Source organism: Paracraurococcus ruber (genome assembly GCF_004353985.1).
Taxonomy (GTDB): domain Bacteria; phylum Pseudomonadota; class Alphaproteobacteria; order Acetobacterales; family Acetobacteraceae; genus Paracraurococcus; species Paracraurococcus ruber.
The window spans coordinates 1-24,203 of sequence record NZ_SMOA01000056.1 but is presented as its reverse complement, the minus strand read 5'-3'; the positions used below and the strand labels follow the sequence as shown (position 1 = coordinate 24,203).

General features: G+C 72.0%; 19 protein-coding genes and 1 pseudogene. 8 read left to right on the top strand and 12 right to left on the bottom strand.

All coding sequences use genetic code 11. The features are described 5' to 3' along the window. Positions 1 to 29: 29 nt before the first annotated feature. Entirely contained in the window at positions 30 to 488 is a 459-nt protein-coding gene (nikR, locus tag E2C05_RS12810; protein ID WP_133220029.1) for a nickel-responsive transcriptional regulator NikR, read from the bottom strand. A gap of 96 nt (positions 489 to 584) precedes the next feature. On the opposite strand from nikR, the gene E2C05_RS12805 reads away from it, so the two are divergent. Then, a complete protein-coding gene (locus E2C05_RS12805) occupies positions 585 to 2,609 on the top strand; it encodes a TonB-dependent receptor (RefSeq protein WP_205082801.1) in 2,025 nt (674 codons plus the stop codon). Between the two features lie 148 nt (positions 2,610 to 2,757). Here the strand turns inward: E2C05_RS12805 and E2C05_RS12800 are convergent, their stop codons facing one another. Both E2C05_RS12800 and E2C05_RS12795 read right to left on the bottom strand, forming a co-directional pair. Then, positions 2,758 to 3,876 (bottom strand): NHL repeat-containing protein, encoded by a 1,119-nt coding sequence (locus E2C05_RS12800; protein ID WP_133220028.1) that lies wholly within the window; start codon positions 3,874 to 3,876, stop codon positions 2,758 to 2,760. 66 nt (positions 3,877 to 3,942) lie between these two features. Beyond that, positions 3,943 to 4,896 carry a tripartite tricarboxylate transporter substrate binding protein gene (locus E2C05_RS12795; RefSeq protein ID WP_133220027.1) on the bottom strand — a complete coding sequence of 318 codons (954 nt, stop codon included), beginning with the start codon at positions 4,894 to 4,896 and terminating at the stop codon, positions 3,943 to 3,945. Positions 4,897 to 5,072: 176 nt separating this feature from the next. Here E2C05_RS12795 and E2C05_RS12790 point away from each other — a divergent pair, with 176 nt between their 5' ends. The 4 genes from E2C05_RS12790 to E2C05_RS12775 all read left to right on the top strand — a co-directional run bounded on the left by E2C05_RS12790 (position 5,073) and on the right by E2C05_RS12775 (position 8,706). Then, positions 5,073 to 6,062 (top strand): Bug family tripartite tricarboxylate transporter substrate binding protein, encoded by a 990-nt coding sequence (locus E2C05_RS12790; protein ID WP_133220026.1) that lies wholly within the window; start codon positions 5,073 to 5,075, stop codon positions 6,060 to 6,062. Positions 6,063 to 6,243: 181 nt separating this feature from the next. Continuing rightward, the gene (locus tag E2C05_RS12785; protein ID WP_133220025.1) at positions 6,244 to 8,004 is read left to right on the top strand and encodes a chloride channel protein; all 1,761 of its coding nucleotides are present in this window, start codon (positions 6,244 to 6,246) and stop codon (positions 8,002 to 8,004) included. Positions 8,005 to 8,177: 173 nt separating this feature from the next. Continuing rightward, positions 8,178 to 8,360 carry a CsbD family protein gene (locus E2C05_RS12780; RefSeq protein WP_133220024.1) on the top strand — a complete coding sequence of 61 codons (183 nt, stop codon included), beginning with the start codon at positions 8,178 to 8,180 and terminating at the stop codon, positions 8,358 to 8,360. A gap of 46 nt (positions 8,361 to 8,406) precedes the next feature. Then, positions 8,407 to 8,706: a CsbD family protein gene (locus tag E2C05_RS12775; RefSeq protein ID WP_133220023.1), complete on the top strand. Its 300-nt coding sequence runs from the start codon at positions 8,407 to 8,409 to the stop codon at positions 8,704 to 8,706. 73 nt (positions 8,707 to 8,779) lie between these two features. Here E2C05_RS12775 and E2C05_RS12770 read toward each other — a convergent pair whose 3' ends face one another. The 3 genes from E2C05_RS12770 to E2C05_RS12760 are packed head-to-tail and all read right to left on the bottom strand — an operon-like array spanning position 8,780 to position 13,375. Next, positions 8,780 to 9,712, bottom strand: coding sequence for a dimethyl sulfoxide reductase anchor subunit family protein (locus tag E2C05_RS12770; protein ID WP_133220022.1), 933 nt, complete (start codon positions 9,710 to 9,712; stop codon positions 8,780 to 8,782). 52 nt (positions 9,713 to 9,764) lie between these two features. Further along, entirely contained in the window at positions 9,765 to 10,499 is a 735-nt protein-coding gene (locus E2C05_RS12765) for a 4Fe-4S dicluster domain-containing protein (RefSeq protein ID WP_133220021.1), read from the bottom strand. Then, complete coding sequence (locus tag E2C05_RS12760; RefSeq protein ID WP_240046720.1) at positions 10,496 to 13,375, bottom strand: molybdopterin oxidoreductase family protein; 2,880 nt, start codon at positions 13,373 to 13,375, stop codon at positions 10,496 to 10,498. Before E2C05_RS12760 ends, E2C05_RS12765 begins: the two co-directional genes overlap by 4 nt. A gap of 116 nt (positions 13,376 to 13,491) precedes the next feature. Between E2C05_RS12760 and E2C05_RS12755 the strand changes: the two genes are divergently transcribed. Next, the gene (locus E2C05_RS12755) at positions 13,492 to 14,247 is read left to right on the top strand and encodes an HpcH/HpaI aldolase family protein (RefSeq protein ID WP_205082799.1); all 756 of its coding nucleotides are present in this window, start codon (positions 13,492 to 13,494) and stop codon (positions 14,245 to 14,247) included. Between the two features lie 22 nt (positions 14,248 to 14,269). Here E2C05_RS12755 and E2C05_RS12750 read toward each other — a convergent pair whose 3' ends face one another. Then, entirely contained in the window at positions 14,270 to 15,097 is an 828-nt protein-coding gene (locus E2C05_RS12750; RefSeq protein ID WP_133220018.1) for a glucose 1-dehydrogenase, read from the bottom strand. A 358-nt stretch (positions 15,098 to 15,455) separates the two neighbouring features. Between E2C05_RS12750 and E2C05_RS12745 the strand changes: the two genes are divergently transcribed. After that, complete coding sequence (locus tag E2C05_RS12745; RefSeq protein ID WP_133220017.1) at positions 15,456 to 16,577, top strand: hypothetical protein; 1,122 nt, start codon at positions 15,456 to 15,458, stop codon at positions 16,575 to 16,577. 281 nt (positions 16,578 to 16,858) lie between these two features. Here the strand turns inward: E2C05_RS12745 and E2C05_RS12740 are convergent, their stop codons facing one another. Both E2C05_RS12740 and E2C05_RS12735 read right to left on the bottom strand, forming a co-directional pair. Next, a complete protein-coding gene (locus E2C05_RS12740) occupies positions 16,859 to 17,269 on the bottom strand; it encodes a hypothetical protein (protein WP_133220016.1) in 411 nt (136 codons plus the stop codon). Between the two features lie 292 nt (positions 17,270 to 17,561). Beyond that, positions 17,562 to 18,665 carry an acyltransferase family protein gene (locus E2C05_RS12735; RefSeq protein WP_408901618.1) on the bottom strand — a complete coding sequence of 368 codons (1,104 nt, stop codon included), beginning with the start codon at positions 18,663 to 18,665 and terminating at the stop codon, positions 17,562 to 17,564. A gap of 4 nt (positions 18,666 to 18,669) precedes the next feature. On the opposite strand from E2C05_RS12735, the pseudogene E2C05_RS35405 reads away from it, so the two are divergent. After that, a pseudogene (locus E2C05_RS35405) lies at positions 18,670 to 19,239 on the top strand (MBL fold metallo-hydrolase); the annotation flags it as partial. A 468-nt stretch (positions 19,240 to 19,707) separates the two neighbouring features. On the opposite strand, the gene E2C05_RS12725 reads toward E2C05_RS35405, so the two are convergent. From E2C05_RS12725 to rutA, 3 genes are all read right to left on the bottom strand, one after another. Then, complete coding sequence (locus E2C05_RS12725; protein ID WP_133220014.1) at positions 19,708 to 21,036, bottom strand: TldD/PmbA family protein; 1,329 nt, start codon at positions 21,034 to 21,036, stop codon at positions 19,708 to 19,710. An 81-nt stretch (positions 21,037 to 21,117) separates the two neighbouring features. Beyond that, a complete protein-coding gene (locus tag E2C05_RS12720) occupies positions 21,118 to 22,383 on the bottom strand; it encodes a M16 family metallopeptidase (RefSeq protein WP_133220013.1) in 1,266 nt (421 codons plus the stop codon). A gap of 202 nt (positions 22,384 to 22,585) precedes the next feature. Continuing rightward, the gene (gene rutA, locus E2C05_RS12715; protein WP_133220012.1) at positions 22,586 to 23,659 is read right to left on the bottom strand and encodes a pyrimidine utilization protein A; all 1,074 of its coding nucleotides are present in this window, start codon (positions 23,657 to 23,659) and stop codon (positions 22,586 to 22,588) included. Positions 23,660 to 24,203 lie beyond the last annotated feature (544 nt).

Genomic DNA, 24,203 nt, shown 5'->3' with positions numbered 1-24,203 from the left:
CCGGGAGAGGGCAGCGCCCTCTCCCGGTGCTACGCGTGGATATGGGTGTGCTTCGTCGCCCCCGCGCCATGATCGTGCACGGCATTCTCGACGCGTGCCGGCACCATGTGCAGCGCGTGGTGCCGCACGCCGCGCCCGGCCGTCACCGCATCGGCGAAGCGCCTGACGGCGCCCGCCTGGCCGCGCAGCGCAGCGACTTCCAGGCAGCTGTCATGGTCCAGGTGCACATGCAGGCTGGCGATGGACAGGTCGTGGTGGGCGTGGTGTTCCGCCGCCAGCCGCCGCGCCAGGTCGCGCGCCGCGTGGTCGTAGACATAGCTCAGCGTGGCCACGCAGGGCGTCGCCGGCGCCAGTGCCGCGGTGCGGGCGGTCTCGGCGCGCAGCAGGTCGCGGATCGCCTCCGACCGGCTGGCATAGCCCTTGGCGGCGGCCAGCGCGTCCACCACGGCCAGCAGCTCCTCGTCGATGGTGATGGTGATGCGGTGCATGGCGTCCCCCGATGTGGCGCCGCAGCCTGCCCGGCGGGTTGCGCGCCGGCAACGGCCGTGTGAGGATTTTGCGGATTGGTATGAGGACGACGGCCGGTGCGGAGCGGCTGGGCGATGGCCGTGCTGCTGCTGTCCGGGGCGGCGGCGGCGCAGGAGGAGATGCCCGTCATCACCGTGACCGGCGCGGCGGAGCCGCCGGCGGCCGCGGCCAGCGAGCGGCAGGTGTCGCGCGCCGAACTGGCCGCACGCCCGGTCGCCCGCGTGGGAGAGGCGCTGGAGGCGGCGCCCGGGCTGATCGTCACCCAGCACAGCGGCGAGGGGAAGGCGAACCAGTTCTTCCTGCGCGGCTTCAACCTGGACCACGGCACCGACCTGGCGATCACCCTGGATGGCATGCCGCTGAACATGCGCACCCATGCCCATGGCCAGGGCTATGCCGACCTGAATTTCCTGATCCCGGAACTGCTGGGCGGGCTGCGGGTGCGCAAGGGCCCGTACTTCGCCGATGACGGTGACTTCGCGACGGCCGGCGCGCTGCGGCTGGACCTGGTGGACAGCCTGGAACGCGCCGTGGTGCAGGCCACGGGCGGCAGCTTCGGCTATTGGCGCGGCCTCGCCGCCGGGTCTCGCCCGATGGGCAACGGCACGCTGCTGGCGGCCGGGGAGGTCGCGACCTACCAGGGCCCCTGGCGCAACGGCGACGACCTGACGCGGCTGAACGGCGTGCTGCGCTACAGCCAGGGCACGGCGCTGGACGGGTTCTCGCTGACCGGCATGGCCTACAACAACCGCTGGAGATCGACGGACCAGGTGCCGGCGCGCGGCGTCTCGGCTGGCATCATCGACCGCTTCGGCACGGTGGACCCGACCGATGGCGGGCGGGCGCAGCGGTTCAGCCTTTCCGGCCGCTGGGCCAGCACCGGCGAGTACGGCACCACGCGCGTCAGCGCCTATGCCATCCGCTCCACGCTCGACCTCTACAACAACTTCACCTACTTCCTGGACGACCCCGGGAATGGCGACCAGTTCCACCAGCGCGACCGCCGCTGGGTTCTGGGCGGGGAGGGCTCCCATGCCGTGCCCTGGACGCTGCTGGGGCGGGAGGCCGAGACGCGCTTCGGCGTGCAGACGCGGCATGACGACATCCGGCTCGGCCTGTTCCGCACGGTGGCGCGGCAGGCGCTGTCCACCGTGCGGGAGGACCGGGTGACGCAGGACAGCGTCGGGGTCTTCACCGACACCACGGTGCGCGCGACGGACTGGCTGCGGCTGACCGGCGGGCTGCGGGCCGATTGGATGGGCGGCCGCGTCCGCAGCGACACGCCGGCGAACACCGGCACTGCCGGCGAATGGATCGGCAGCCCCAAGATCGGCCTGGTGCTGGGGCCCTGGTGGGCGACGGAATTCTTCGTCAATGCCGGCACCGGCTTCCACAGCAACGACCTGCGTGGCGCCACCATCCGCGTGGACCCGGCGGACCGGCTGACGCCGCTGACCCGCGTGCCGCTGCTGGTCCGCGCCAAGGGGGCGGAGATCGGCATCGCCACGCGGGCGCTGCCCGGCCTCGACAGCCGGCTGGCCTTCTTCGTGCTGGATCTGGGGTCGGAGATCGTCTTCCTCGGCGATGCCGGGACGACGGAGGCGAGCCGCGCCAGCCGCCGCCTCGGCGTCGAATGGACCAATCGCTGGCAGGCGACGCCGGCCCTGGCGCTGGACCTCGACGTGGCGGCGACGCGGGCGCGCTTCACGCAGGATGACCCGGCGGGCAACCGCATCCCCGGCGCGCCGAGCCTGGTGCTGGCCGCCGGCGCCACCTGGGACGAGGGGCCGGGCTGGTTCGGCGCCACGCGCCTGCGCGTCTTCGGCCCGCGCCCGCTGACCGAGGACGGCAAGGAGACATCGCGCACCACCGCGCTGGTGAATGCCCGGCTGGGCTACCGCTTCGACCGCGGCATCACGCTGCAACTCGATGCCTTCAACCTGTTCAACACCAAGGCCAGCCAGATCGACTATTTCTACACGTCGCGCCTGCCTGGGGAGCCGGCAGCGGGCGTCGCCGACCGGCATTTCCACCCGGTCGAGCCGCTGGCGGTGCGGGTGACCGTGGCGGCGGCGCTGTAGGAAGGACAGGCCGGGGAGAAGATATTCTCCCCGGGCCCCTCATCCATTTCTGTAAGTCGGACCTTGCCGCGTGGCCAGCGCCCGACTCACGGAAAGCAAAGGTGGGGTTTGGGGAGGAAATGCCTTTTCCTCCCCAAGCTTCCCGTCCCTACCGCGGGAACTGGCCCATCAGCCGGAAGCGCTGCACGCGCTTGCCGGTATCGACCTCCGTCGTGAAGATGTTGCCGCGGCTGTCCACCGCCATGTTGTGGACCCAGTGGAATTCGCCGGCATTGCGGCCGTTGCGCCCGAAGCGGCCGAGCAGCGCGCCGCCGCCCCTCTCCAGCATCCACATGACGTTGTTCGACCCATCGGCGGCGAAGAGCACGCTCTGCCCGCGGTCCGGCAGGAAATCCATGTCCCAGACGGACCCGCTGCCCAGCGTGTCGGGCGCCACGACGAATTCCCGCACGAAGGACCCGTCCTTGCGGAAGACCTGGATGCGGTCATTGGCGCGGTCGCAGACATAGAGCAGCCCGTCGCGCGCCAGCCGCACGCAATGCACGGGGTTGCGGAAGAAACGTGCCGGCGTGCCGGCGGATTCGCCGGGGCGGTAGGCCGGCAGCGGGTCGTCGGCCGGCGGCCGCTCGCCATAGGCGCCCCAGTGCCGCTTGTAGGCGCCGGTGTTGCTGTCGAAGACGATGACGCGGCGGTTGCCATAGCCGTCGGCGACATAGATCTCGTCCGTCTCCGGATCGACCTCGACATCCGCGGGCCGGCCAAGCCGCTGGGTGTCGTTGCTGCCGCCGGTCTCGCGGTGGAGGCCGATCTGGCGGATGAACTGGCCCGTGCGGGTGAAAGCCAGCAGGACATGGTCGTTGTTGCCGTTGCCGGCGATCCAGACGCGGTCGCGGTGATCGACGTAGATCCCGTGCTCGTTCTCCGGCCAACTCGGATGGTGGCCTGGCCCGCCCCAGGCCTGCACGACGTTGCCGTCCGGGTCGAATTCGACGACGGAGGGCGCCGGGATGCAGCATTCGCTCAGCGGTGGCGTCTGCGCCGCGCCGGCCTCGTCGCGCGTCATGGTGCGCGGGCGATGGATCACCCAGACATGGTCGCGCGCATCGGTAGCGACGCCGGCGGCCTGGCCGATGCCCCAGCGGTTCGGCAGCGGCTTCGGCCAGAAGGGGTCCACCTGGTATTGCGGCGGCTGCGGCTGCGCCGTGGCGCGCGGCGCGGGCGCGGTCAGCAGGGCCAGCGCCGCGATGGCGCCCAGCATCCGGTGCATGGCGTGTCCTTCCCTTCGTCGTTGCGGGAAGCCTCCGCCTGCCTGCCCCGCCGCGTCAAGCCGGCGCTATTGCGGCACGATCCCCGCCTTCCGCGCGGCATCGCCCCATTTCCTCATCTCGCTCTCGCAGAAGCCGCGGATCTCCGCCGGCGAGGATGTCACCACCTCCGCCCCCAGCACGCGGTGCTTCTCCACCACCTCCGGCCGTCGCAGCGCCGCGACGCAATCGGCGTTCAGCTTCGCCAGCAGTGCCTCCGGCAGCCCCGCCGGCGCGATCACCATGCCCCAGGTGCTGGCCTCGAAGCCCGGCAGCGTTTCCGCCACCAGCGGCACGTCCGGCAGTTGCGGCGCCCGCTTCGCGCCGGTGGTGGCGATCGCCTTCAACGCGCCGGACTGGATATGCGGCAGCGCCGCCGGCACCGTGTCGAACATGATGTCCACCCGCCCGGCCATCAGGTCCGGATGCGCCTGGGTGCTGCCGCGGTAGGGCACATAGGTCAGTTCCGTCCCGGTCTGCTGGCCGAACAGCACCGGCGCCAGCCGCACCACGCCGCCGGTGCCGGCGAAGGTCACGCCGGGGTTCTTCTTCGCATGCGCGATCAGGTCGGCGACCGTGCCCGGCCCGAACCCCTTGCCGGCGCACAGGACCAAGGGGGTGGAGGTGGTCTGCGTCACGAAGCTGAAGTCGCGCATCGTGTCGTAGGGCAGCTTGTAATAGGCCGCGTTGACCGGATGCCCGACCGAGACGAGGGCCAGCGTGTGGCCATCCGGCGCGCTGCGCGCCACCGCCTCGGTCCCGATCACGCCATCGGCGCCGGCGCGGTTCTCCACCGGCACGGCCTGGCCCCAGGCCGCCGCCAGCGGCTCCGCCATCAGCCGGGCGGTGATGTCGGACACGCCGCCGGGGGTATAGGGCACCACGATGCGGACGGGGCGGCCGGGGAAGCCCGGCTGCGCCGGCGCCCGCGCGGCCAGCAGCAGGGCGGGCGCGGCCAGGGCCGCGCGGCGGGTCAAGGTCATGCGGTGTCCTCCCGGATCGTCCTTGCCGGCAGCCTGCACCGGCGCCGCCGCGGCGGCCAGCCACCCGCACCCGCCATCGCGAGCGCATCGGCCGAACCGGAACGGCTCGAAGGCGCTGGGCGCGGCGCGGCGGCGCTGCTATCGGCCCCTGGCACTACCCGCCGGAGGCAACGCCGATGACCATCCCCCTCCGCGGCGCGCTGACGCGCCGCACCGCGCTCACCCTGGCCGGCGGCGCGCTCGCCGCGCCTGCGCTCGGCCAGGCGCCCTGGCCGACCCGGCCGGTGACGCTGGTGGTGGGCTTTCCGCCCGGCGGGCAGACCGACTTCGCCGCGCGGGTGCTGCAGAACGGCATGCAGCAGGCGCTGGGCCAGCCGGTGGTCATCGACAACCGCGGCGGCGCCGGCGGCAACCTCGGCACCGAACAGGTGCTGCGCGCCCGGCCGGACGGCTACACGCTGCTGGTCGGCAATGCCAACCCCATCGTCATCAACCCGCACACCATGCCGTCCATGCGGTTCAACCCGCTGGACCTCGACCCCATCGCGATGATGCTGACCAGCGGCCTGATCTTCTGCCTGCACCCGTCGGTGCCGGCGCGGACGGTGACCGAGTTCGCCGCCTGGGCGAAGGAGAAGAAGGGCGACGTCGACTATGGCTCGGCCAGTTCCGGCAGCCTGTCGCATGTGACGATGGAGCTGTTCCGCAGCCGCATCGGCGGGCCGGAGATGACGCATGTCCCCTATCGCGGCAGCGGCCCGGCCATGCAGGACTTCATCGCCGGCCGCTTCCAGATCATGGCGGACGGCGCCAGCGTGGTCGCGCCCTTCGTGCAGGCGAACCAGCTGCGGGCCCTGATGGCGACGACGGCGCAGCGCATCCCGGCCTTCCCCGACATTCCGACCGCCACCGAATCCGGCGTGCAGGATTTCGTCGTGCTGGCCTGGATCGGGCTGTTCGGCCCCAAGGGCACCCCGCCCGAGGTCATCCGGCGCGCCAATGCCGCGGTGAACCAGGCCTGCCAGGACCCCGCCATCCGGCAGAACATCACCAGCCGCGGCGACGAGCCGGGCGGCGGCACGCCGGAAGCGCTGGGCGAGATCATGCGGCGCGACCATGCCCGCTGGGGCGAGGTGGTGCGGGCCAACAACATCCGCGCCGAATAGCCCGGCCGGCGGGCCGGCACCCCGGGGGCCATGCGCCGGCGCGCGGACCACGACCTTCGGGCATCCCGCGTTCACATTCGCTCACGCGGGATGCTCCGGCCGGCCGCCGCGGCGCATTCTCGCGTGCTCGGATGATGTCATCGGGGCACGATCTGCTCTAGCACCGTGGGTGATGCATGGCATGGCCCACCGCCCCGTCCGCGCCCTGCGCAGCCGCGCCGCTGCGTTGCGCGCGCTGGTCCGCACCAGCGAGGTGGCGGTGGTCGCCCTGGCCGCCGTCATCGGCGCCCTGGTCGGCGTGCTGGCCTGGGCCATGGGCACGGCGGCGCATTGGCTGCACGTGCTGCTCTACGGCATCGGGCCGCAGGTCCGGCTCTCCGCCGCGCTGGACATCCCGGACTGGCGGCTGGTGCTGGTGCCGGCGCTGGGCGGGCTGGTGCTGGCCGGCTTCAACCGCTGGCTGAAGCGGCGGCGGCCGAAGCCGCCGGTCGATCCCATCGAGGCGAATGCGCTGCATGGCGGCCGCCTGTCGCTGACCGATGCCGCGGTGGTCGGGGCGCAGACCATCCTGTCGAACGGCGCCGGGGCCTCGGTCGGGCTGGAAGCCGGCTATGCCCAGGCCGGCGGCGGCCTCGCCTCCCGCATCGGCCTGTTCTTCGCGCTGCGGCGGGGCGACCTGCGCGTGCTGGTCGGCGCCGGCACCGCCGGCGCCATCGCCGCCGCCTTCGACGCGCCGCTGACCGGCGCCTTCTACGCCTTCGAACTCGTCATCGGCAGCTACAGCATCGGCGCGCTGTTCCCGGTGATGGCCTCGGCCGTCTCCGCCGTGGTGGTGGCGCGGGCGCTGCAGGCCGGCACCTATGCGATGGAGACGCTCTCCCCCGGCGCGGTGGAGGACGAGCTCTATCCGCTGGCGCTGCTGGTCGGCGTCCTCTGCGGCCTCTCGGCCATCCTGCTGATGCGCGGCGTGGCGGCGACCGAAAGGCTGCTGGCCCGCGCCGTGCCGGCGGAGCCGCTACGGCTGGTGTTGGGCGGGCTCTGCGTCGGCATCCTCGCCACCGTCTCCACCGTGGCGATGTCGGCCGGCCATGGCGCGCTGCACCTGGCCTTCGTGACGGAAACGCCGGCGCGGCTCGTGCTGCTGCTGATCCTGGTGAAGGCGCTGGCCTCCATCGCCTCGGTCGCCAGCGGCTTCCGCGGCGGGCTGTTCTTCGCCTCCATCCTCATCGGCGCGCTGGGCGGCAAGCTGTTCGCCGGCCTGGTCGCCCTGGCCGTGCCGCCGGGGCCGGACCCGCTGATCCTGTCCATCGTGGGAATGAGCGCCTTCGGCGCCGCCGTCATCGGCGCGCCGCTGGCCATGACCTTCCTCGCGCTCGAGACCACGGGGAGCCTGGCGGTCACCGGCCTGGTGCTGGCGGCGGTGCTGGTGGCCGGGCTCACGGTGCGGCGGCTGTTCGGCTATTCCTTCGCCACCTGGCGCTTCCACCTGCGGGGGGAGACGATCCGCAGCGCGCATGATGTCGGCTGGATCAACGACCTGACGGCCGGGCGGATGATGCGGCGGGACCCGAAGAGCGTGCCGGCCGACCTCGACCTGGCCGCCTTCCGCAAGGCGGTGCCGCTGGGCAGCGCCGTCCAGGCGGTGCTGCTGGACGCGGATGGCCGCTATGCCGGCATCGTCTCGGTGCCGGAAGCGCATGCCGCGCCGGCGACCGCGACCCTGGCGGAGCTGGCGCGGCACGCAAACAGCGCCCTGCTGCCCGGGACCAATGCGCGCGACGCCATGAAGCTGTTCGAGGCGGCGGAGGCCGAGGCGCTGGCGGTGGTGGACGGGCCGGCGCGGCGGGTGCTGGGCCTGCTGACCGAGGCGCATCTGCTGCGGCGCTATGGCGAGGAGATCGACCGCCTCCGGCGGGAGGAGACGGGGATCGGCCCGGGCTGACCGGCCGGGCCGCCGTTGCGGCCATGCCCCGCCCGGGTTGCCGCCGCCTGCATGCGGTCACGGAAAGATGCGGCGGCAACCGGATCATCCCCGGCGTGTTCCTTGCCGGCCCTGCCGCCCAGGCGACCGGAATGGTCCGCGCCGCGGTTGCCGGGCCAGGACAGGAGGCATTCATGGATTCCGATCGCATCGAAGGCGCTGCCAAGCAGGTGAAGGGCGCCATCAAGGAAGGCATCGGCAAGCTGACCGGCGACACCAAGACCCAGGCGGAAGGCGCGGCGGACAAGGCCGAGGGCAAGCTGCAGAGCGGCGCCGGCAAGGCGAAGGACGCGGTGCGGGACGTGGCCGGGCGCTGAGCGCCCGCCAGATCCTGCAGGACGCCACATCGCACAGGGGATGCGCATGAACACCGATGATATCGAAGGGGCGGCGCGCGGCGTCGTCGGCAAGGCGCAGCGCGCCTATGGCGAGGTGACGAACGACGTGGGCCACCAGGCCAGCGGCACCGCCCGCGAGCTGGCCGGCCGCGCCCAGGAAGTCTATGGCGAGGCGAAGGACGCCGCGCAGGGCGCTGCCAGGCAGGTCGGCCGCGTGGTGGAGAAGCAGCCGGTGCTGTCGCTGCTGGTCGCCGGCGCGATCGGCTATGGCCTGGCGCTGCTGACGGTGAGCGCGACGACCGAGCGATCCTGGCGCCGCTGGTAGCCCGCACGCCCCGCGTCGCGCCCGCCCATGGCGGGCTGCGGCGCGGGGCGATGCGGCCCCTGGCCGCGATGCGTCAGCCGCCGCGGTAGTACAGCGTGACGGTGTGCGTGGCCTCGGCGAACATCAGCCAGCGTTCGACCAGCAGGCCGCCCAGGGCGCTGAGCGCGGCCAGCAGCAGCGCCGCCAGCGCCACGCCGCCGCCGAGTTGCGTGGCCAGCAGGGCCAGCAGGATGGGCAGGCCGAAGGCCAGGGCCAGGGCCAGCTTCCGCAGTGCCGATGCATGCTTGCGGGCGACCCTGAACCCCATCTCCCGCAGCAGGTAGTTCGTCTCGGTATGTGGCGGGTCCAGCGGGCGGACCTTGCCGATGAAGCCCAGGCTGGTGGCGCTTTCCGCCGTCGCCACCGGGCGCAGCCCGTCGATCATGTTCCAGTAGGCCAGCTTCAGGATCACCCCGGCGATGCCGAGGGTGACGATGAAGCTCGCCGGGCCGCCGACCACGCCGCCCAGCGCCGAGACGGCGGCCAGCAGCGCCATGCCGGAATAGGCCGAGAGCAACACGTAGCCCGGCGCCACCAGCGGGTGGTGCCACTGCGGGATGGGCTTCAGGGACGCGTAGATCATCCCGGTGCACCACACGGTGACCGCCGCGCCCGCCGCCGCCAGCAGCCCAGCCAGCGTGGCGAGGCCGGGCTGGCCGGCCCAGAGCGCCCAGCCGAAGACCAGCGCCGGCACATAGGTGATGCTGGCCGCCACGCCTTCCCGCGACAGCCAGGAGGAGCGCCATTGCGACAGCGCCCGCCAGGCCCGCTGCGGATTGCCGAGATGCAGCAGGGAGGAGGCGAGGCCGGCGGTGATCAGCACCAGCGCGACGGCGAGGCAGAGCAGCGCGAAGGCGGGCACGGCCGGCAATAGCCCGACCGGCCGCAGCAGCCCCAGCCAGAACAGCAGGCCATAGCCGGCGCCGGAGGCGGTGGTGAAGAAGACGATGGAAGGCGCGGGATTCATGCGCGCAGCATGCCACGTCGCGCCGCGCCGGAAAGCCCCGGCGCGGGCGGTTTCAGCGGCTCAGCACCCGGTCCATCCAGCGCAGGACGGGGTTCCTGATGTCCATCTGGGTCGGCGCATCCTCGACCGGCGCCGGGTCGGGCCGGCGGCGCGGCGGCAGGTAGCTGTTGACCGGCTTGTACCCAAGTTCCGGCATCAGGGGCTGGCCGCCGCGTTCCGCCACCAGGCGGCTGACGGCGCTGTCCGGGTCGCCCAGGTCGCCGAAATGCCGCGCCTTGGTCGGGCAGGCCAGCACGCAGGCCGGCTGGCGCTGCGCCTCGGGGATCGTCTCGTTGTAGATGCGGTCCACGCAGAGGGTGCATTTCTTCATCACCCCCTGCTGCTCGTCCATCTCCCGCGCGCCATAGGGGCAGGCCCAGGCGCACAGCCCGCAGCCGATGCAGGTGTCGTGGTTGATCAGGACGATGCCGTCCTCGGCGCGCTTGTAGGACGCACCGGTCGGGCAGACGGTGACGCAGGCCGGCGTCTCGCAATGCAGGCAGGACCGCGGGAAATGCACGGTGCGGCCCTCGGCGCCCTCGCCTGCCTCGTAGCTGTGGACGCGGTTGAACCACACGCCCTCGGCACCGGCGGAGTAGGGCTTGTAGTCGGGCAGCGGCGCGGAATGGCCGGAGGCGTTCCATTCCTTGCAGCTTGTCGCGCAGCCCTGGCAGCCGACGCAGGTGTCGAGGTCGATGACGAGGCCGAGCTTCTTCGCGCCCGGCGCGGGCGTGGGCAGGCAGGTCATGCGCGGGCCTTCACGCTGTAGCTCAGCACATCGGGCCGGGCCGGCGCGCCCGGACGGTCATGCAAGGTGGAGAAATGCGGCTCGGTCACGCCCGGCCCCTCGGCCCTGGTGACGCGCACGCGCAAATCGTACCAGGCCGCCTGGCCGGTGACGGGATCGGCATTCGCCGACCGGAAGCCTTCCTGCGCCGGCAACCATTCGGAGATGACATGGTTCAGCAGGAAGCCGCGCAGGGCTTCCGGGCTGTCCTCGCTCAGCCCCCAGGCGCCGGCCCGCTTGCCGATGGCGTTCCAGGTCCAGACCGTGTCCGGGTTCACGCCTTCCATCAGCGAGACCTGGCATTTCAGCCGGCCGTTGCGGCTTTCCACCCAGACCCAGTCATCCTGGGCGAGGCCCATCGCCCCGGCGCGCTCCCGCGCCATGTAAAGCTTGTTGGCGCCGTGGATCTGCCGCAGCCAGGCATTCATGGAGCCCCAGGAATGGTACATCGCCATCGGCCGCTGGGTGACGGCGGAAAGGTCGAAGCGGCCGAGATCGGCACCCTGCTGTTCCAGCGGCGGGTACCAGATCGGCAGCGGGTCGCAATAGGTCCGGACCCGTTCGCGCAGATGCTCCGGCGGCTGCCGCTCGCCATGGCCCTCGGCGGCCAGGCGGAATTTCTGCAGCGGCTCCGACCACAATTGCAGGACGATCTGGTTGGTGTTGGGGATCAGGCCCATGGCCTTGCTGCCATCCAGATAGGCCTGGTTGGCGTGCTTGTACCAATGCTGCTCCGGCGGCAGGTGGTCGCGCCAGAAGCAGCCATTCTCGATGTAGCGCTGCAGCTGGTCGGGGTTCGGCTCGCCCACGCCCTTCTTGCTGCCGTCGGCGCCGCGGAACCCGGCCAGCGGCCCGATGCCCGGCGCGCGCTGGTGGTTCACGATGTAGTCCGGATAGTCCTTGAAGCGCGGGCTGCCATCCTCCTTCACGAAGGCCGGCAGGCCCAGCCGCGCGCCCAGCTCGATCAGCACTTCCTGGAAGGGCCGCACATCGCGGTCCGGGGTGATGACGGGCTGGCGGATGGCGTCGCCCGTGCCATGCGCGCTGCCGATCGGCCGGTCGAGCACCGAGATGCAGTCCCAGCGCTCCAGGTAGGTCGTGTCCGGCAGGATCAGGTCGGCATAGGGCACCGTCTCGGAGTAGTAGGCATCCGAGTAGATGACATGCGGGATGACATAGTCGCCGTCCTCCCGCTTGTCGGTCAGGATGCGGATGACCTCGCCCGGGTTCATGGCGCTGTTCCAGGCCATGTTGGCCATGAACATGAACAGCGTGTCGATCGGGTAGGGATCGCCGGCGCCGGCATTGCCGATGACGGTGTGCATCATCCCGTGCAGCGCCAGCGGCGCATCCCAGGAGAAGGCCTTGTCGATGCGGATCGGCGAGCCGTCGTCATGGACGAGAAGGTCGTCCGGCCCCTGCGGGAAGGACAGGATGTTGCCGGCCAGCGGCGTGTTCGGCTTGGCGCCCTTGCCGGCCGGCGGCGGGCCGGGCGGGATCGGCCGCGGGAAAGGCGACTTGTAGCGCCAGGAACCGGGGGTATCCACGGCGCCCAGCAGCATCTGCAGCAGGTGCAGCGCACGGCAGGAATGGAAGCCGTTGCTGTGCGCGCTGATCCCGCGCATGGCATGGAAGGCCACCGGCCGCCCCACGGTCTGCGCATGCGTGCGGCCCCAGATATCGGTCCAGGGCTGGTCCAGCGTGATCGCCTGCTCGAAGGCCACCTCGGCGATCTCGGCGGCGATGCGGCGGATGCGCGCGGCGTCCACCCCGCAGCGCTCCGCGACGGCCTCCGGCGCGTATTGCGGGTCGAGGTAGCGTTCGGCCAGCAGGTGGAATACCGGCCGCGCGCTCCGCCCATCCGGCAGGGTGTAGTCGCCCACCATCATGGGCGAGAGGTCGGCATCCTTCGCCGGCACGGCGCCGCGGGCGCGGTCCCAGGCCAGCGGCGCGCCGGCCTCGTCGCGGGCGAAGAGGCCGTCATCCGCCCCGCCCGGATTGCGCACCACCAGCCAGGCGGCATTGGTGTAGCGGGCGAGGAAGTCGAGATCGACCTTGTCGGCCCGCAGCAGCTCATGCACCAGCGCCAGCACGAACAGCCCGTCCGTGCCGGGCCGGATGCCGACCCATTCGTCGGCGATGGCGGAATAGCCCGTCCGCACCGGGTTCACGCTGACGAATTTGGCGCCGCGCGCCTTCACCCGCGACAGGCCGAGCTTGATCGGGTTGCTGTCATGGTCCTCGGCCACGCCGAACATCAGGACATATTTGCAGCGGTCCCAGTCGGGCTCGCCGAACTCCCAGAACGACCCGCCGATCGAGTACAGCCCGCCGGCCGCCATGTTCACGCTGCAGAAGCCGCCATGCGCGGCGAAATTCGGCGTGCCGAATTGCGCCGCCCAGAAGCCGGTCAGGGACTGGCTCTGGTCGCGGCCGGTGAAGAAGGCCAAACGCTTCGGGTCGGTCTCCCGCACATGCTTCAGCCAGCCGGTGGCGATCTCCATCGCCTCGGGCCAGGAGATCTCCTTGAACTCGCCCGCCCCGCGTTCGCCGACGCGCAGCAGCGGGCTGCTCAGCCGCGCCGGCGCATACTGCGTCATGATCCCGGCGCTGCCCTTGCCGCAGATGACGCCGCGATTGACCGGATGGTCCGGATTGCCCTCGATGTAGCGGATCCGGCCATCCTTCAGATGCACGCGGATGCCGCAGCGGCAGGCGCACATGTAGCAGGTGGTGGTCTTCACCGTGTCGCCGACGGGGACCGAATAGTCCACCCGCGGGTCGGGCGGCGGCAGGGGGCGCGTCGGCGTCGGCGCTTCCGGCATCGTTCGGTGCATTCCCCCGTGGACTTCTCCTGCAGTTAGGCATGGCATGCAGGGGTGCGCAAATGCCTGCGGGCCGGCCAGTATCCACGGCAGAACGGGAGGAATTCATGGGAAAATCACTGAAGCGGATGTTCCGTTCCGGGGACTTGGTTGCCGGTACCTTCCTGGTGGAATTCGTCACCCCCGGCATCGGCCATATCCTGGCCGGCGCCGGCTGCGACTTCGCCTTCCTCGACATGGAGCATAGCGGCTTCTCGGAGGAGACGGTGAAGTCCGGCCTGCGCTTCCTGGAAGCCGGCGGCATCCCCACCCTGGTCCGCATCCCGTCGCGCGAGACGCATGACATCGCCCGGATCGCCGATGTGGGGGCGGAAGGCGTGATGCTGCCGCTGGTCGGCAGCCTGGAGGTCGCGAAGGCCGCGGTCGCCGCGCTGAAATACCCGCCGCTCGGCCGCCGCGGCGTCGCCATCCGCATCGCGCATGACAATTACCGTGCCGCCCCGGCGGCCGAAGCCCTGGCCGCGGCCAATGACCGCACCACGCTGGTGCTGATGATCGAGACCGCCGAGGGCGTCGAGAACGCCGAGGCCATCGCGGCGCTCGACGGCGTGGATGCGCTCTGGCTCGGCCATTACGACCTCTCGGCCTCGCTCGGCATCGCCGGGCAGTTCGACCACCCGGAATTCCGGGCGGCGACGCGGCGGATCTGCGACGCCGCGCGGAAGCACGGCAAGGGACTGGGGCGGCTGGTGACGGGGGAGGCGGAGGCGCGCCAAGCCCTGGCGGACGGCTTCCGCATCATCGCCTGGGGCGGCGATGCCTGGCTGCTGCAGGACGCGCTGGCGCAAGGGCTGGCGGGGCTGCGGGGGATGGCGGCGGGGTGACCCGCCGCCCCGGCCGCCGGCCCTATCGCGCCGCCAGGTTCCCCACCCGCCCGGCCATCAGCCCGGCATCCACCACGATCTCCGACCCGTTCACGTAGGAGGACGCGTCGGAGGCGAGGAAGAGCACCGCATTCGCCACGTCCTGCGGCGTGCCGAGCTGGCCGGTGGGCACCGTCGCCTCCGCGATCGCCCGCGGGTCGAGCGGGGCGTTGCGCCGGGCGTCGTTGGCGCCGGCCGGCATCTTCTCCCAGATCGCGGTCTCGATGATGCCGGGATGGATGCTGTTGCAGCGGATGCCGTCGCGCGCGCCGGCGCATTCCAACGCGACCGACTTGGCGAAGAGCCGCACCGCGCCCTTGGTCGCGGAATAGCCGGCGAGGCCCGCCGAGCCGCGCAGCCCGGCGACCGAGGAGATCATGACGATCGACCCGCCGGAGGCCGGCTTCCCCGCGCCCGGCTTCCGCATCAGCGGGATGCCGTGCTTGGCGGACAGGAACACGCCGTCGATGTTCACCGCGGTCTGCCTCCGCCAGTCGGCCAGGGACATCCCGATGATCGGGGCGATGATGGCGATGCCGGCATTCGCCACCAGCACGTCCAGCCGGCCATGCCGCGACTCGATCTCGGCCATGACGTCCTGCCAGCGCGCCTCGTCCGTCACGTCCTGGTGCAGGTAAAGCGCGTCCCCGCCCGCGGCACGGATCGCGCCGGCGGTCGCCTCCCCACGCGCATCGTCGAGGTCCGTCAGGACCACCCTGGCCCCTTCCCGTCCGAGCGTCGTGGCGATTGCCGCGCCGATGCCGGCCGCCGCGCCGGTGACGAGCGCGACCTTGCCCTGGACCTGGCCCATGTGTCCGTCCCCTTCCCCATCCTGGTTTGGCGGCAGGCTATCGCGGATCGCCGGCGGCGTTGAGCCGGCAATGCGCCTTCCGCCGCCGGTGCCGCGCGCGCCCCGGGCCGCCCGGCGCCGCGTTCAACCGGAAGCTTTCAGGTCGCAGCCGAGTAACCGCCCAGGTTGCGGACACGAAGACGCAGCGGCGCCGCGCCGGCCGAAGCCCCCCCGGGAAGGGGCAAGCCCCCGCACGGCCCCCGCGGCGCGAGCCGCGGCCCTCACCCGTGCCCAGGCGGCCCGTGCCGGAGGCCGCCGGGGGCGGGCAACCTCGGTCGCGCGGCCTGTCCCGCCCCGGCCGACATGGAAAGGTGCGTGCATGTCCAGCTTCAACCCGAAGGCCATACCCGGCCTTCAACTCTCCGCCGTCTCGGCGGACCACTCGACGGCGGTCTTCACCAGCGTGGCCAACGGCATCGTCCCGGGCGACACGGACGGGTTGGTGGACATCTTCGTCCAGGACCTAGCGACCGGCCGCATCACCCAGCTTCAGCCCCAGGCCGCCACCAGCCTGCTCAGCCCGACCGTGCAGATCCTCTCGCTCGGCATCGACGCGGCCGGCGACCGGATCGTCGTGCAGGGGCTGAGCGGCCGGGATGGCGACATCGCCGTCTTCGACCGCTCCTCCGGCAGGGAGATCCAGGCGGATGTCGACGCGCTCGGCCAGGATATCGGCACCGCCTTCGGCCCGCTGCTCTCGCCGCTGGGCAATTATGTCTATTTCGGCGTCGGCGTGCAGTCGACCACGGGGGTGCTGCGCAACCTCTCGATCGGCGAGAACACCCTCCTCGGCCCGGTCGGATCCACGCCCCTCGGCTTCTCGGCCGAGGGCACGACCTTCACCGTCTCGCCGACCAGGGTCATCGCGCTCGATCCGCCGCCCAGGCCGGTGGCGGTGACGACCACGCTGGATTTCGAAGCCTTCGGCCTGGCCCCGGGTGCCGAGACCAAGGTGGTGGACTATGGCGGCTTCCACTGGAACCAGGCGGGGGCGGTGAATGTCGGGCCGCAATCGGTTTATGCCGCCGGCTCCGGCTACACCGCCGCCTCCGGCAGCAGCATCGGCTTCATCGCCGAGGCCGGCGGGTTCGAGGTGGACGGCTATGCCTCGCCGGCCGGGACCGCGCTCTCCTTCACCTCCGACGCCGCCTTCACCCTGAACGCCGCCGCCTTCAGCGCCGCCTTCCGGGACGGGCTCACCATCACGGTGACGGCCTTCTCGGATGTCGCCGGCACGCATGCCATCGGCAGCAAGGCCTTCGTGGTGGACCGGGACCTGCTGTCCTTGATCCATTTCGACGACGGCAGCGCGCAGGGGACCTTCGCCGGCGCCCGCCGGATCGAGTTCGCGTCGAACGACCATGATTCATCGACATCCGATTATTTCGGTTTCGATGATCTTACCTTCACCAAGCTCGTCGCGCCCGACCCGCTGCTCTGAGCGGTGCCGCCGGGGGGAGTTGGGCGCGGCGCCGCGTCCAGCCCCTTCCCCGGCCGGACCGGGGCGGCCTGCGCGATCATCGAACAGCCAAGCCGCGCCGCGCCGTCGAGCGAGGGACGAGGTCACGCTCCCCGGCGCTCGCGCCGCTCCGCGATCCGGACCTTGGACAGAGGGGCGGCTTCACGCTCCACGGCGCTCGCGCCGTTCCGCGATCCGCTCCGGAGGACCCGGCCGGGATGCCGGCAAGGCCCGCTTGCCGGCCGGATCGCGCCGCCAGGCCCTCAATCCCCGTGGCGCAGCGCATCCAGCGTGGTCAGCTTCTCCGCCTCGCTCAGCGGGACCATCTGTCCCCAGACCGCGGCCGCCCAGACCCGGGCGTTGCGGCGCAGGCGCAGGATGTCGTGCTCGTCCAGCTCGGCGACATACTCGGCCACCGCCTCCGCCTCGTCGTCCCAGCCGGCGGCGATGTCCACCACCACCGCCATCGCCGCCAGCGCCGCGTCGTCCAGCTCGCCCTCGGCGAAGGCGCCCATCGCCACCAATTCCGGCACCTGATGGGCGGTGAGGATCGTCAGCGTCGCCAGTTCCTCCGGCGGCAGCGCGCCATCCTCGTCGGCCACCAGCTCGGCCAGGGCGGCGATCGCCTCCCGCTCCATCTGCTCGCGCGACTTGCGCCAGTCCTTGACGGCCATGGCACCCCCATTCCCCCCGTGTCCCGGGGCTGTCCCAACTGGGCGGCGGCATGCCGGGTTCCGGCGGCGGCGTCCAGGTGCAGGCCGCGGGCGCCCGTGGGGGACCCTTGCGGGGGGGCGCTTGGGCGCGGCGTCCCCGGCGGGGCGCCGGCAGGCCAGGCCCCGATCCGCCCGCCCCGGGCGAACTCCTGGCGCGGTTTCCGTTCGCCATGGCTCACGGCAACCGCTCCGGTCATTTGAATCGACGAGCATCTTCACCCGCTCAGGTGAGTCCACCCGAGCGGGATCTGCCCTAAGCCTCCACCCGCGCCGCCAGGGCGCGGCCCAGCCGCATGGACGGCCGCTCCACCGCATGGAACAGCGCCCAGGCCAGCAGCAGCGACAAGCCGATGGCGGCAATGAGCTGCGCCACCAGCGGCATCGCCGGCGGCGCCAGGTGCAGCACGGCCAGGATCACCGGCACATGCACCAGATACAGGCTGAAGGACGTCGCACCCAGCCAGGCAAGCGGCGCCCAGCCCAGCATCGCCTGCACCCGGCGGGAGGCCAGGACGAGCAGGATCAGCAGCGCCGCGCCCAGCCCGTTCAGCAGGTCCAGCAGCAGCGCCGGGCCGGGCCCCAGCCAGCGGTAGGTGAGCAGCAGGTAGCAGAGCAGCCAGAGCCCGGCGCGGCCGCGCGGCGGCAGGGCGGCGAGGCGGGCGGGCAGGGCGGGCCCGGCCTGCGCCAGCAGCACCCCAAGCATGAAATGCGGCAGGAAGAACAGGGAGGACAGCCAGTCGCTGCCCAGCAGCCGCATCTCGGCCGCCGCCAGCGCCATGCCGGCCAGGCTGGCCAGCATGGCGCGCCCCGGCCCCGTCGCCCCCAGCAGCACCAGCAGCGGGAAGGCCAGGGAGATGCGCCATTCGTAGTGCAGCGACCAGAGCGGGCTGTTGAGGTCGTAGGGCTGCGCCAGCAGCAGCGCATGCGATGTCAGCTGGCCGAGCGTCGGCGCCTCCGCCCAATGGCCGGTGACCCAGACGCTCCAGCCCGGCTGCGGCGAGGGGTCGGCCAGCGCCACCAGCAGCGCCACCGGCAGCGTCACCGCCAGGCAGGGCAGCAGCAGGCGGCAGGCGCGGCGCAGGATGAAGGGCAGCCAGGGCTGCGGCCCGCGCAGGAAGGACTGGGCCAGCACGAAGCCGCTCAACACGAAGAACAGCAGCACCGCTTCCCGCCCGGCCCAGAGCAGGCTGGGCGGCGGGATGGTCAGCAGCGCGACGGCCAGCGGATCCTGCGCCGTGTGGAAGAAGGGCACGCCGTGGTCAGCCAGCGTCGCATGCAGCGACGGCCAGACCAGCAGGCAGTGATAGAGGACGACCGACAGGGCGGCGATCCCGCGAAGCGAGTCGAGCGCATGGATACGGATGGCGCGGTCCCCCCGGAACTCTGCAGGCGGCGGCCGGCGTCGCTTGGCCGGGCGCGTGACGAGGCAAGGCAGGCCATGGCAGGCACGGGCTGCGCGGCCCCCATCGGGCGCAGCCGGCCTGCAGGCCCCGCCGGCGCGGCGCGATACCGGCCGGCGGAGGCGGCAGGGTAGGATATCGGCGGCCGGCGCCGTCTCACGCCCGCGCGCATCACGCGCTTGCAACGGCGGGCGGAGTGCCCCGCCGCGCCGCGGCGGAATCCGGGTTGGAGGCGGCGTGGCACCGCCGCCGCCTCGCCCGCGGGAGAGGCAATGCCGCCAGGCGCTTCGCCAACCGCCGCCCGCGCGCCGATCTTCGCGCCGACGCCGTCTCGCGGACCTGGCGCGGCCGGCTCGCGCGCGGCTGCGCCGCCTCGACCTCGACCCCGCGCAGGTGAAGCGAATTCTCGTCACCCATGGTCATGGCGACCACTCTGGCGGCGCCGCCTTCCTCAAGCGGCGGCACGGTGCGCAGATGGCGATGAGCGGCCGGGACTGGACCATGCTGGAGACCGGCCTGGAGTTTGACGTGCCGCCACGGGGTGCCCGCCGCAGCGCGAGATCGTGGTGGGCGACGGCGGCATCCTCCGCCTGGGCGACACGGCGGCGGCGGCGCTGGCCATGCCGGGCCACAGCCCCGGCACCCTCTCCCTGCTGTTCGACCTGCGGGAGGACGGGCGGATCCATCGCAGCAGGCTGTCGGGCGGCACGTCCTTCAGTTCCGGCCGGCGGCCGGACCGCATGCGCCGCGGATCGCAAGCGACATCGCCGGCACCCGCCCGGCGAAGGACGCGGCGGCGCGGCAGACCGTGACGGCGCTCCTGTCCAACCACTCCGGCTTCGACGAGGCCGACGGGATGCTGCAGCGGACGCCGGATGCGATCGAGGCCTGCGCGCTGGCGACGGAAGCCGCCTGGAGGGCGTGACCGCGGATCGAGGGGGGCGTCGCCCCCCGGCACCCCCCACCAGGGGTCAGGCGACCCCTGGACCGGCCTGAGTCCTACGCGCCGGCCAGGGTCAGGCCTTCGACGCGGATCGTCGGGCTGTCGGTGCCGCGGCGGAATTCCAGGTCATCCGCCGGCGTCAGCTCCAGCAGCATGTCCTTCACATTGCCGGCGATGGTGATCTCGCTGACCGGCTCGGCCAGCGCGCCGTCGCGGATCATGAAGCCGGCGGCGCCGCGGCTGTAGTCGCCGGTCACGCCGTTGACGCCCATGCCGATCAGCTCGGTCACATAGAGGCCTTCGCGGATATCGGCCATCAGCGCCGTCGGCGACACCTTGCCAGGCTCCAGCCAGAGATTGGTCGTGGACGGGCTGGGCGGGCCGCCGGTGCCGCGGCTGGCATGGCCGGTGCTGGCCATGCCGAGCTGCCGGGCGCTGCGCCAGTCCAGCACCCAGGTGGTGAGGATCCCGTCCTCGACGATCGCGCGGCGGGTGCCCTGCATCCCCTCCCCGTCGAAGGGGCGGCTGCGCAACCCGCGGCGCCGCGTCGGGTCGTCCACCACCGTCAGCCCCGCCGCCATGACGCGCTGGCCAAGGCGGTCCCGCAGGAAGGACGTGCCGCGCGCGACCGCGGCGCCGTTGATGGCGCCCGCCAGATGCCCGAGCAGGGAGGACGCGACGCGCGGGTCGTACACCACGGGCAGGCGCGCGGTCTTCGGCCGGCGCGGGTTCAGCCGCGCCACCGCCTTCTCCCCGGCGCGGCGGCCGAGCATGGCCGCATCCTCGAGATCCGCGAGATGGACGGTGGAGGAATAGTCGTAGTCCCGCTCCATCCCCGTGCCCTGGCCCGCCAGGGCGGTGACGGAGATGCTGTGGCTGGTGCGGACATATTCGCCGACGAAGCCATTGCTGGCGGCCAGCGCGATGGCGTAGCGGCCCCAGCCGGCCTCGGCGCCCTCCGAATTGTTGACCCCGGCGACGGCCAGCGCCGCGTCCTCGGCCGCCGCGGCACGGGCGATCAGCAGGTCGGCGCGCGGCTCCTCGGTATCCGCGAGGTCGAGATCGACCGTGGTCAGCCCGTCCGGCGCATCGGGCAGGCCGGCGAAGGGATCCTCCGGCACCACGCGGGCCATGGCGACCGCGCGTTCCGCCAGCGCGGCGAAGCCCTTGGGCGAGGGATCGGTGGAGGAGACGATCGCCTGGCGCTGGCCGACGAACACGCGCAGGCCGAGGTCGAAGCCCTCCGCGCGTTCGAGCTGCTCGATATTGCCGAGCCGGCGGGCGACGGAGAGCGAGGCGTTGCTGACCAGGATGGCGTCGGCGGCATCGGCGCCCGCCCGCTTCGCGGCGGCGACCAGATCCTGAAGCGTATCTGCGTGGGACATGGTGTCTTCCAGACTCGGGCCGGTCCAGGGGTCGCCTGACCCCTGGTGGGGGGTATCGAAGGGGGGCAAGGCCCCCCTTCGTCACGCGGCGAGTTTCTCGGCGATCGCCGGCAGCCCGGGCACCTTGCCCGCGGGCCCGAGCGCGGCCAGCGTCGGCGCCGAGCGGAACGCCGCCCGCGCCGCTTCCTGCACATCCTCCACCGTCACCGCGGCGATGCGCGCCTTGGTCTCCTCCACCGGGATGATGCGGCCATGCACCTGCAGCTGGCGCGCCAGCTGTTCGGTGCGGCTGCCGGTGCTTTCCAGCGACATGAGGAGGGAGGCGCGGAACTGCGCCTTGGCGCGGTCCAGCTCGTCCTGCGTCACGTCGGTCTGCACCTTGCGCAGCTCCTCGAGCGTGACGGGAACCAGCTCCTCCGCCTCCTTCTCTCCCGTTCCCGCATAGACCGCGAAGAGCCCGCCATCCTGGAAGGGATGCGCGAAGGAGTAGATGGAATAGACCAGGCCGCGCTTCTCCCGGATCTCCTGGAACAGGCGGGACGACATGCCGCCGCCCAGCAATGTGGAAAGCAGCAGGGTCGGGTAGTGCAGCTTGTCCTTGTAGCCGGTGGCGGGGAAGCCGAGGACGATATGCACCTGGTCGAGATCCCGCTCCTCGCGGAACTCGCCGCCCTGGTAGCGGGCGGCCTCGGGCGGCTGCGGCGCCACGGTCGGCAGGTCGGCGAAGTGGCGGCGGGCCAGGTCCACGACGGTGTCGTGCTCCACCGCGCCGGCGGCGGCGATCACCATGCGCTCCGGCCCATAATGCTGGCGCATGTAGTTGACCAGCGCGTCGCGCGGCATGCCCTGGATCACCTCCTCGGTGCCCAGGGTGGGGCGGCCCATGGGCTGGCCGGGGAAGGCGGTCAGCTGGAAATGGTCGAAGATGATGTCGTCCGGCGTGTCGTTCGCCTGGCCGATCTCCTGCAGGATGACGCCGCGCTCGCGCTCCAATTCTTCGGGGATGAAGGTGGAATGCGTCAGGATGTCGCCGATGATGTCGGCGGCCAGCCCGACATCCTCCTTCAGCACCTTGCAGTAGTAGGCGGTGTTCTCGCGGCTGGTGTAGGCGTTCAGGTGGCCGCCCACATTCTCGATCTCGCGCGCGATGTCGGCGGCGCTGCGGCGGGCGGTGCCCTTGAAGGCCATGTGCTCCAGGAAGTGGGACACGCCGTTCTCGGCGGCGGTCTCGTGCCGCGTGCCGGCGGCGACATAGGCGCCGATGGAGACGGTCTCGACCCGCGGCATGGTCTCGGAGACGACGGTCAGGCCACTGGGCAGGCGGGTGAGGCGGACGGCGTCGGACATGCGGTTTCCTCGGCGGGGATGGCAGCGGGAGCGGCCATCCGGTCAGGTTGTATCAGCCTGACATGTAGTGCCGCGCAATGCCCGGCGCGACCGTTGCCTTGCCGGACCGTGTCGCCGCGGCCCCATCCGCCCCGGCTTCCCGGCCCGCCGCGGCATCCCGGCCCCTGGGCGGGCCGGCGCCGTACCCGGTCCACCGCTTCGGTCAGGCCGCCGCCAGGGCGTGCCGGCGCGTGGCCATCAGCGGCTGGATGCGGGTCCCGAACTCCTCGATGCCGCGGACGAAATCGTCGAAGGTCAGCAGCGCGCCGCTGGTGCCGGGCACGGTCGCCATCTCGTCCAGCATGCGGGCGACGGAGGCATGCGACCCGACCAGCGTCCCCATGTTGAAGTTGATGGCGGAGACGGGGTTCACCACTTCCTTGATGTGCGTGTCGGCCCGGGTGTCGGCGGCAGCCTGCAGGCCGAGCCAGGCCAGCGCCTCCCGGTCCGCCCCGGCCTTGTAGTGTTCCCAGCGGGCGAAGGCCTCCTCGTCGGTCTCGGCGGCGATGACCATGATGAGGACGAAGGTGCCGACCTTGCGGCCGGTCTTCGCCGCTTCCGCCTGCAGCTTCGCGGCGGAGGGGGCGAAGCCGCAGGGCGTGTTCACGCCGGCGCCGAGGGTGAAATTGTAGTCGGCATGCTGGGCGGAGAAGGCGATGCCCTGGCCGCTCGACCCCGCGCAGATCAGCTTGATGTCGCCGGTCGGCTTCGGCAGCATCCGGCAGTCATCCATCTGGAAGTGCTTGCCCTTCAGGTCGCAGCGGCCGGTGGCCCACAACTCGCGCAGGATGGTGGCGTATTCCGTCAGATATTCGTAGCGGGTCTCGAAGAACTGGTCGCCGGGCCAGAGCCCCATCTGCGCATATTCCGGCCGCTGCCAGCCGGTGATCAGGTTGATGCCGAAGCGGCCGCCCGAGATGCTGTCGATGGTGGTCGCCATCCGGGCGGCGATGGCCGGCGGCAGGGCCAGCACCGGCGCGGTGGCGAACAGCTTGATCCGCTGCGTCACCGCCGCGAGCCCGGCCATCAGGGTGAAGGATTCCAGGTTGTAGTCCCAGAACTCGGTCTTCCCGCCGAAGCCGCGCAGCTTGATCATCGAGAGGACGAAATCCAGGCCGAAATGCTCGGCGCGCTGGGTGACGTGGCGGTTCAGCTCGAAGCTCGGCTTGTACTGCGGCGCATTCTCCGAGATCAGCCAGCCATTGTTCCCGATCGGGATGAACACACCGATTTCCATGGTCCCGGTCCCCTTGCGATCGCCCCGCTGCCCGGGCGCTTGCCCGGCGGCGTCGGCGACGGGACCCGCAAGAAGCATGCCACAGCGCCGGCGCCAGCACCGACGGCCCGATGCAGGCTGGCACCGCCGGTGATCGCCCGCCTTCGGCGACAGGCCGCAGGCGGCCCAGGCCTGTCGCGGCACGGTGGCGGCCTGTGGCGAAGGTCCTGCCCGCCGGCTGCCGACACCGATTCCGCCCGGAGCGTGGCGTGGTTCACAGGCCGGGATGCGGCGGCTGGATAGGGTGCCTGTGTCGAAGCCGACCACCGGGGCGAGGCGGAAGCCGAAGCCCGGTGTCATCCGAGAGAGACAGAAAGGACCCCGGCCATGCGCAAGATGATCCTCCCCGCCGCCCTCGCCCTGCTGGCCGGTGCGGCCGCCCTGGCCCCCACGGTGCAGGCCCAGGGCCTGGAGACCGGCGGCATCAGCATCACCCGCGGCGGCGGCAACGTGAATGCGGCGACCGGCCGGCAGAGCTTCGCCGGCCAGGCCAACACCACCATCG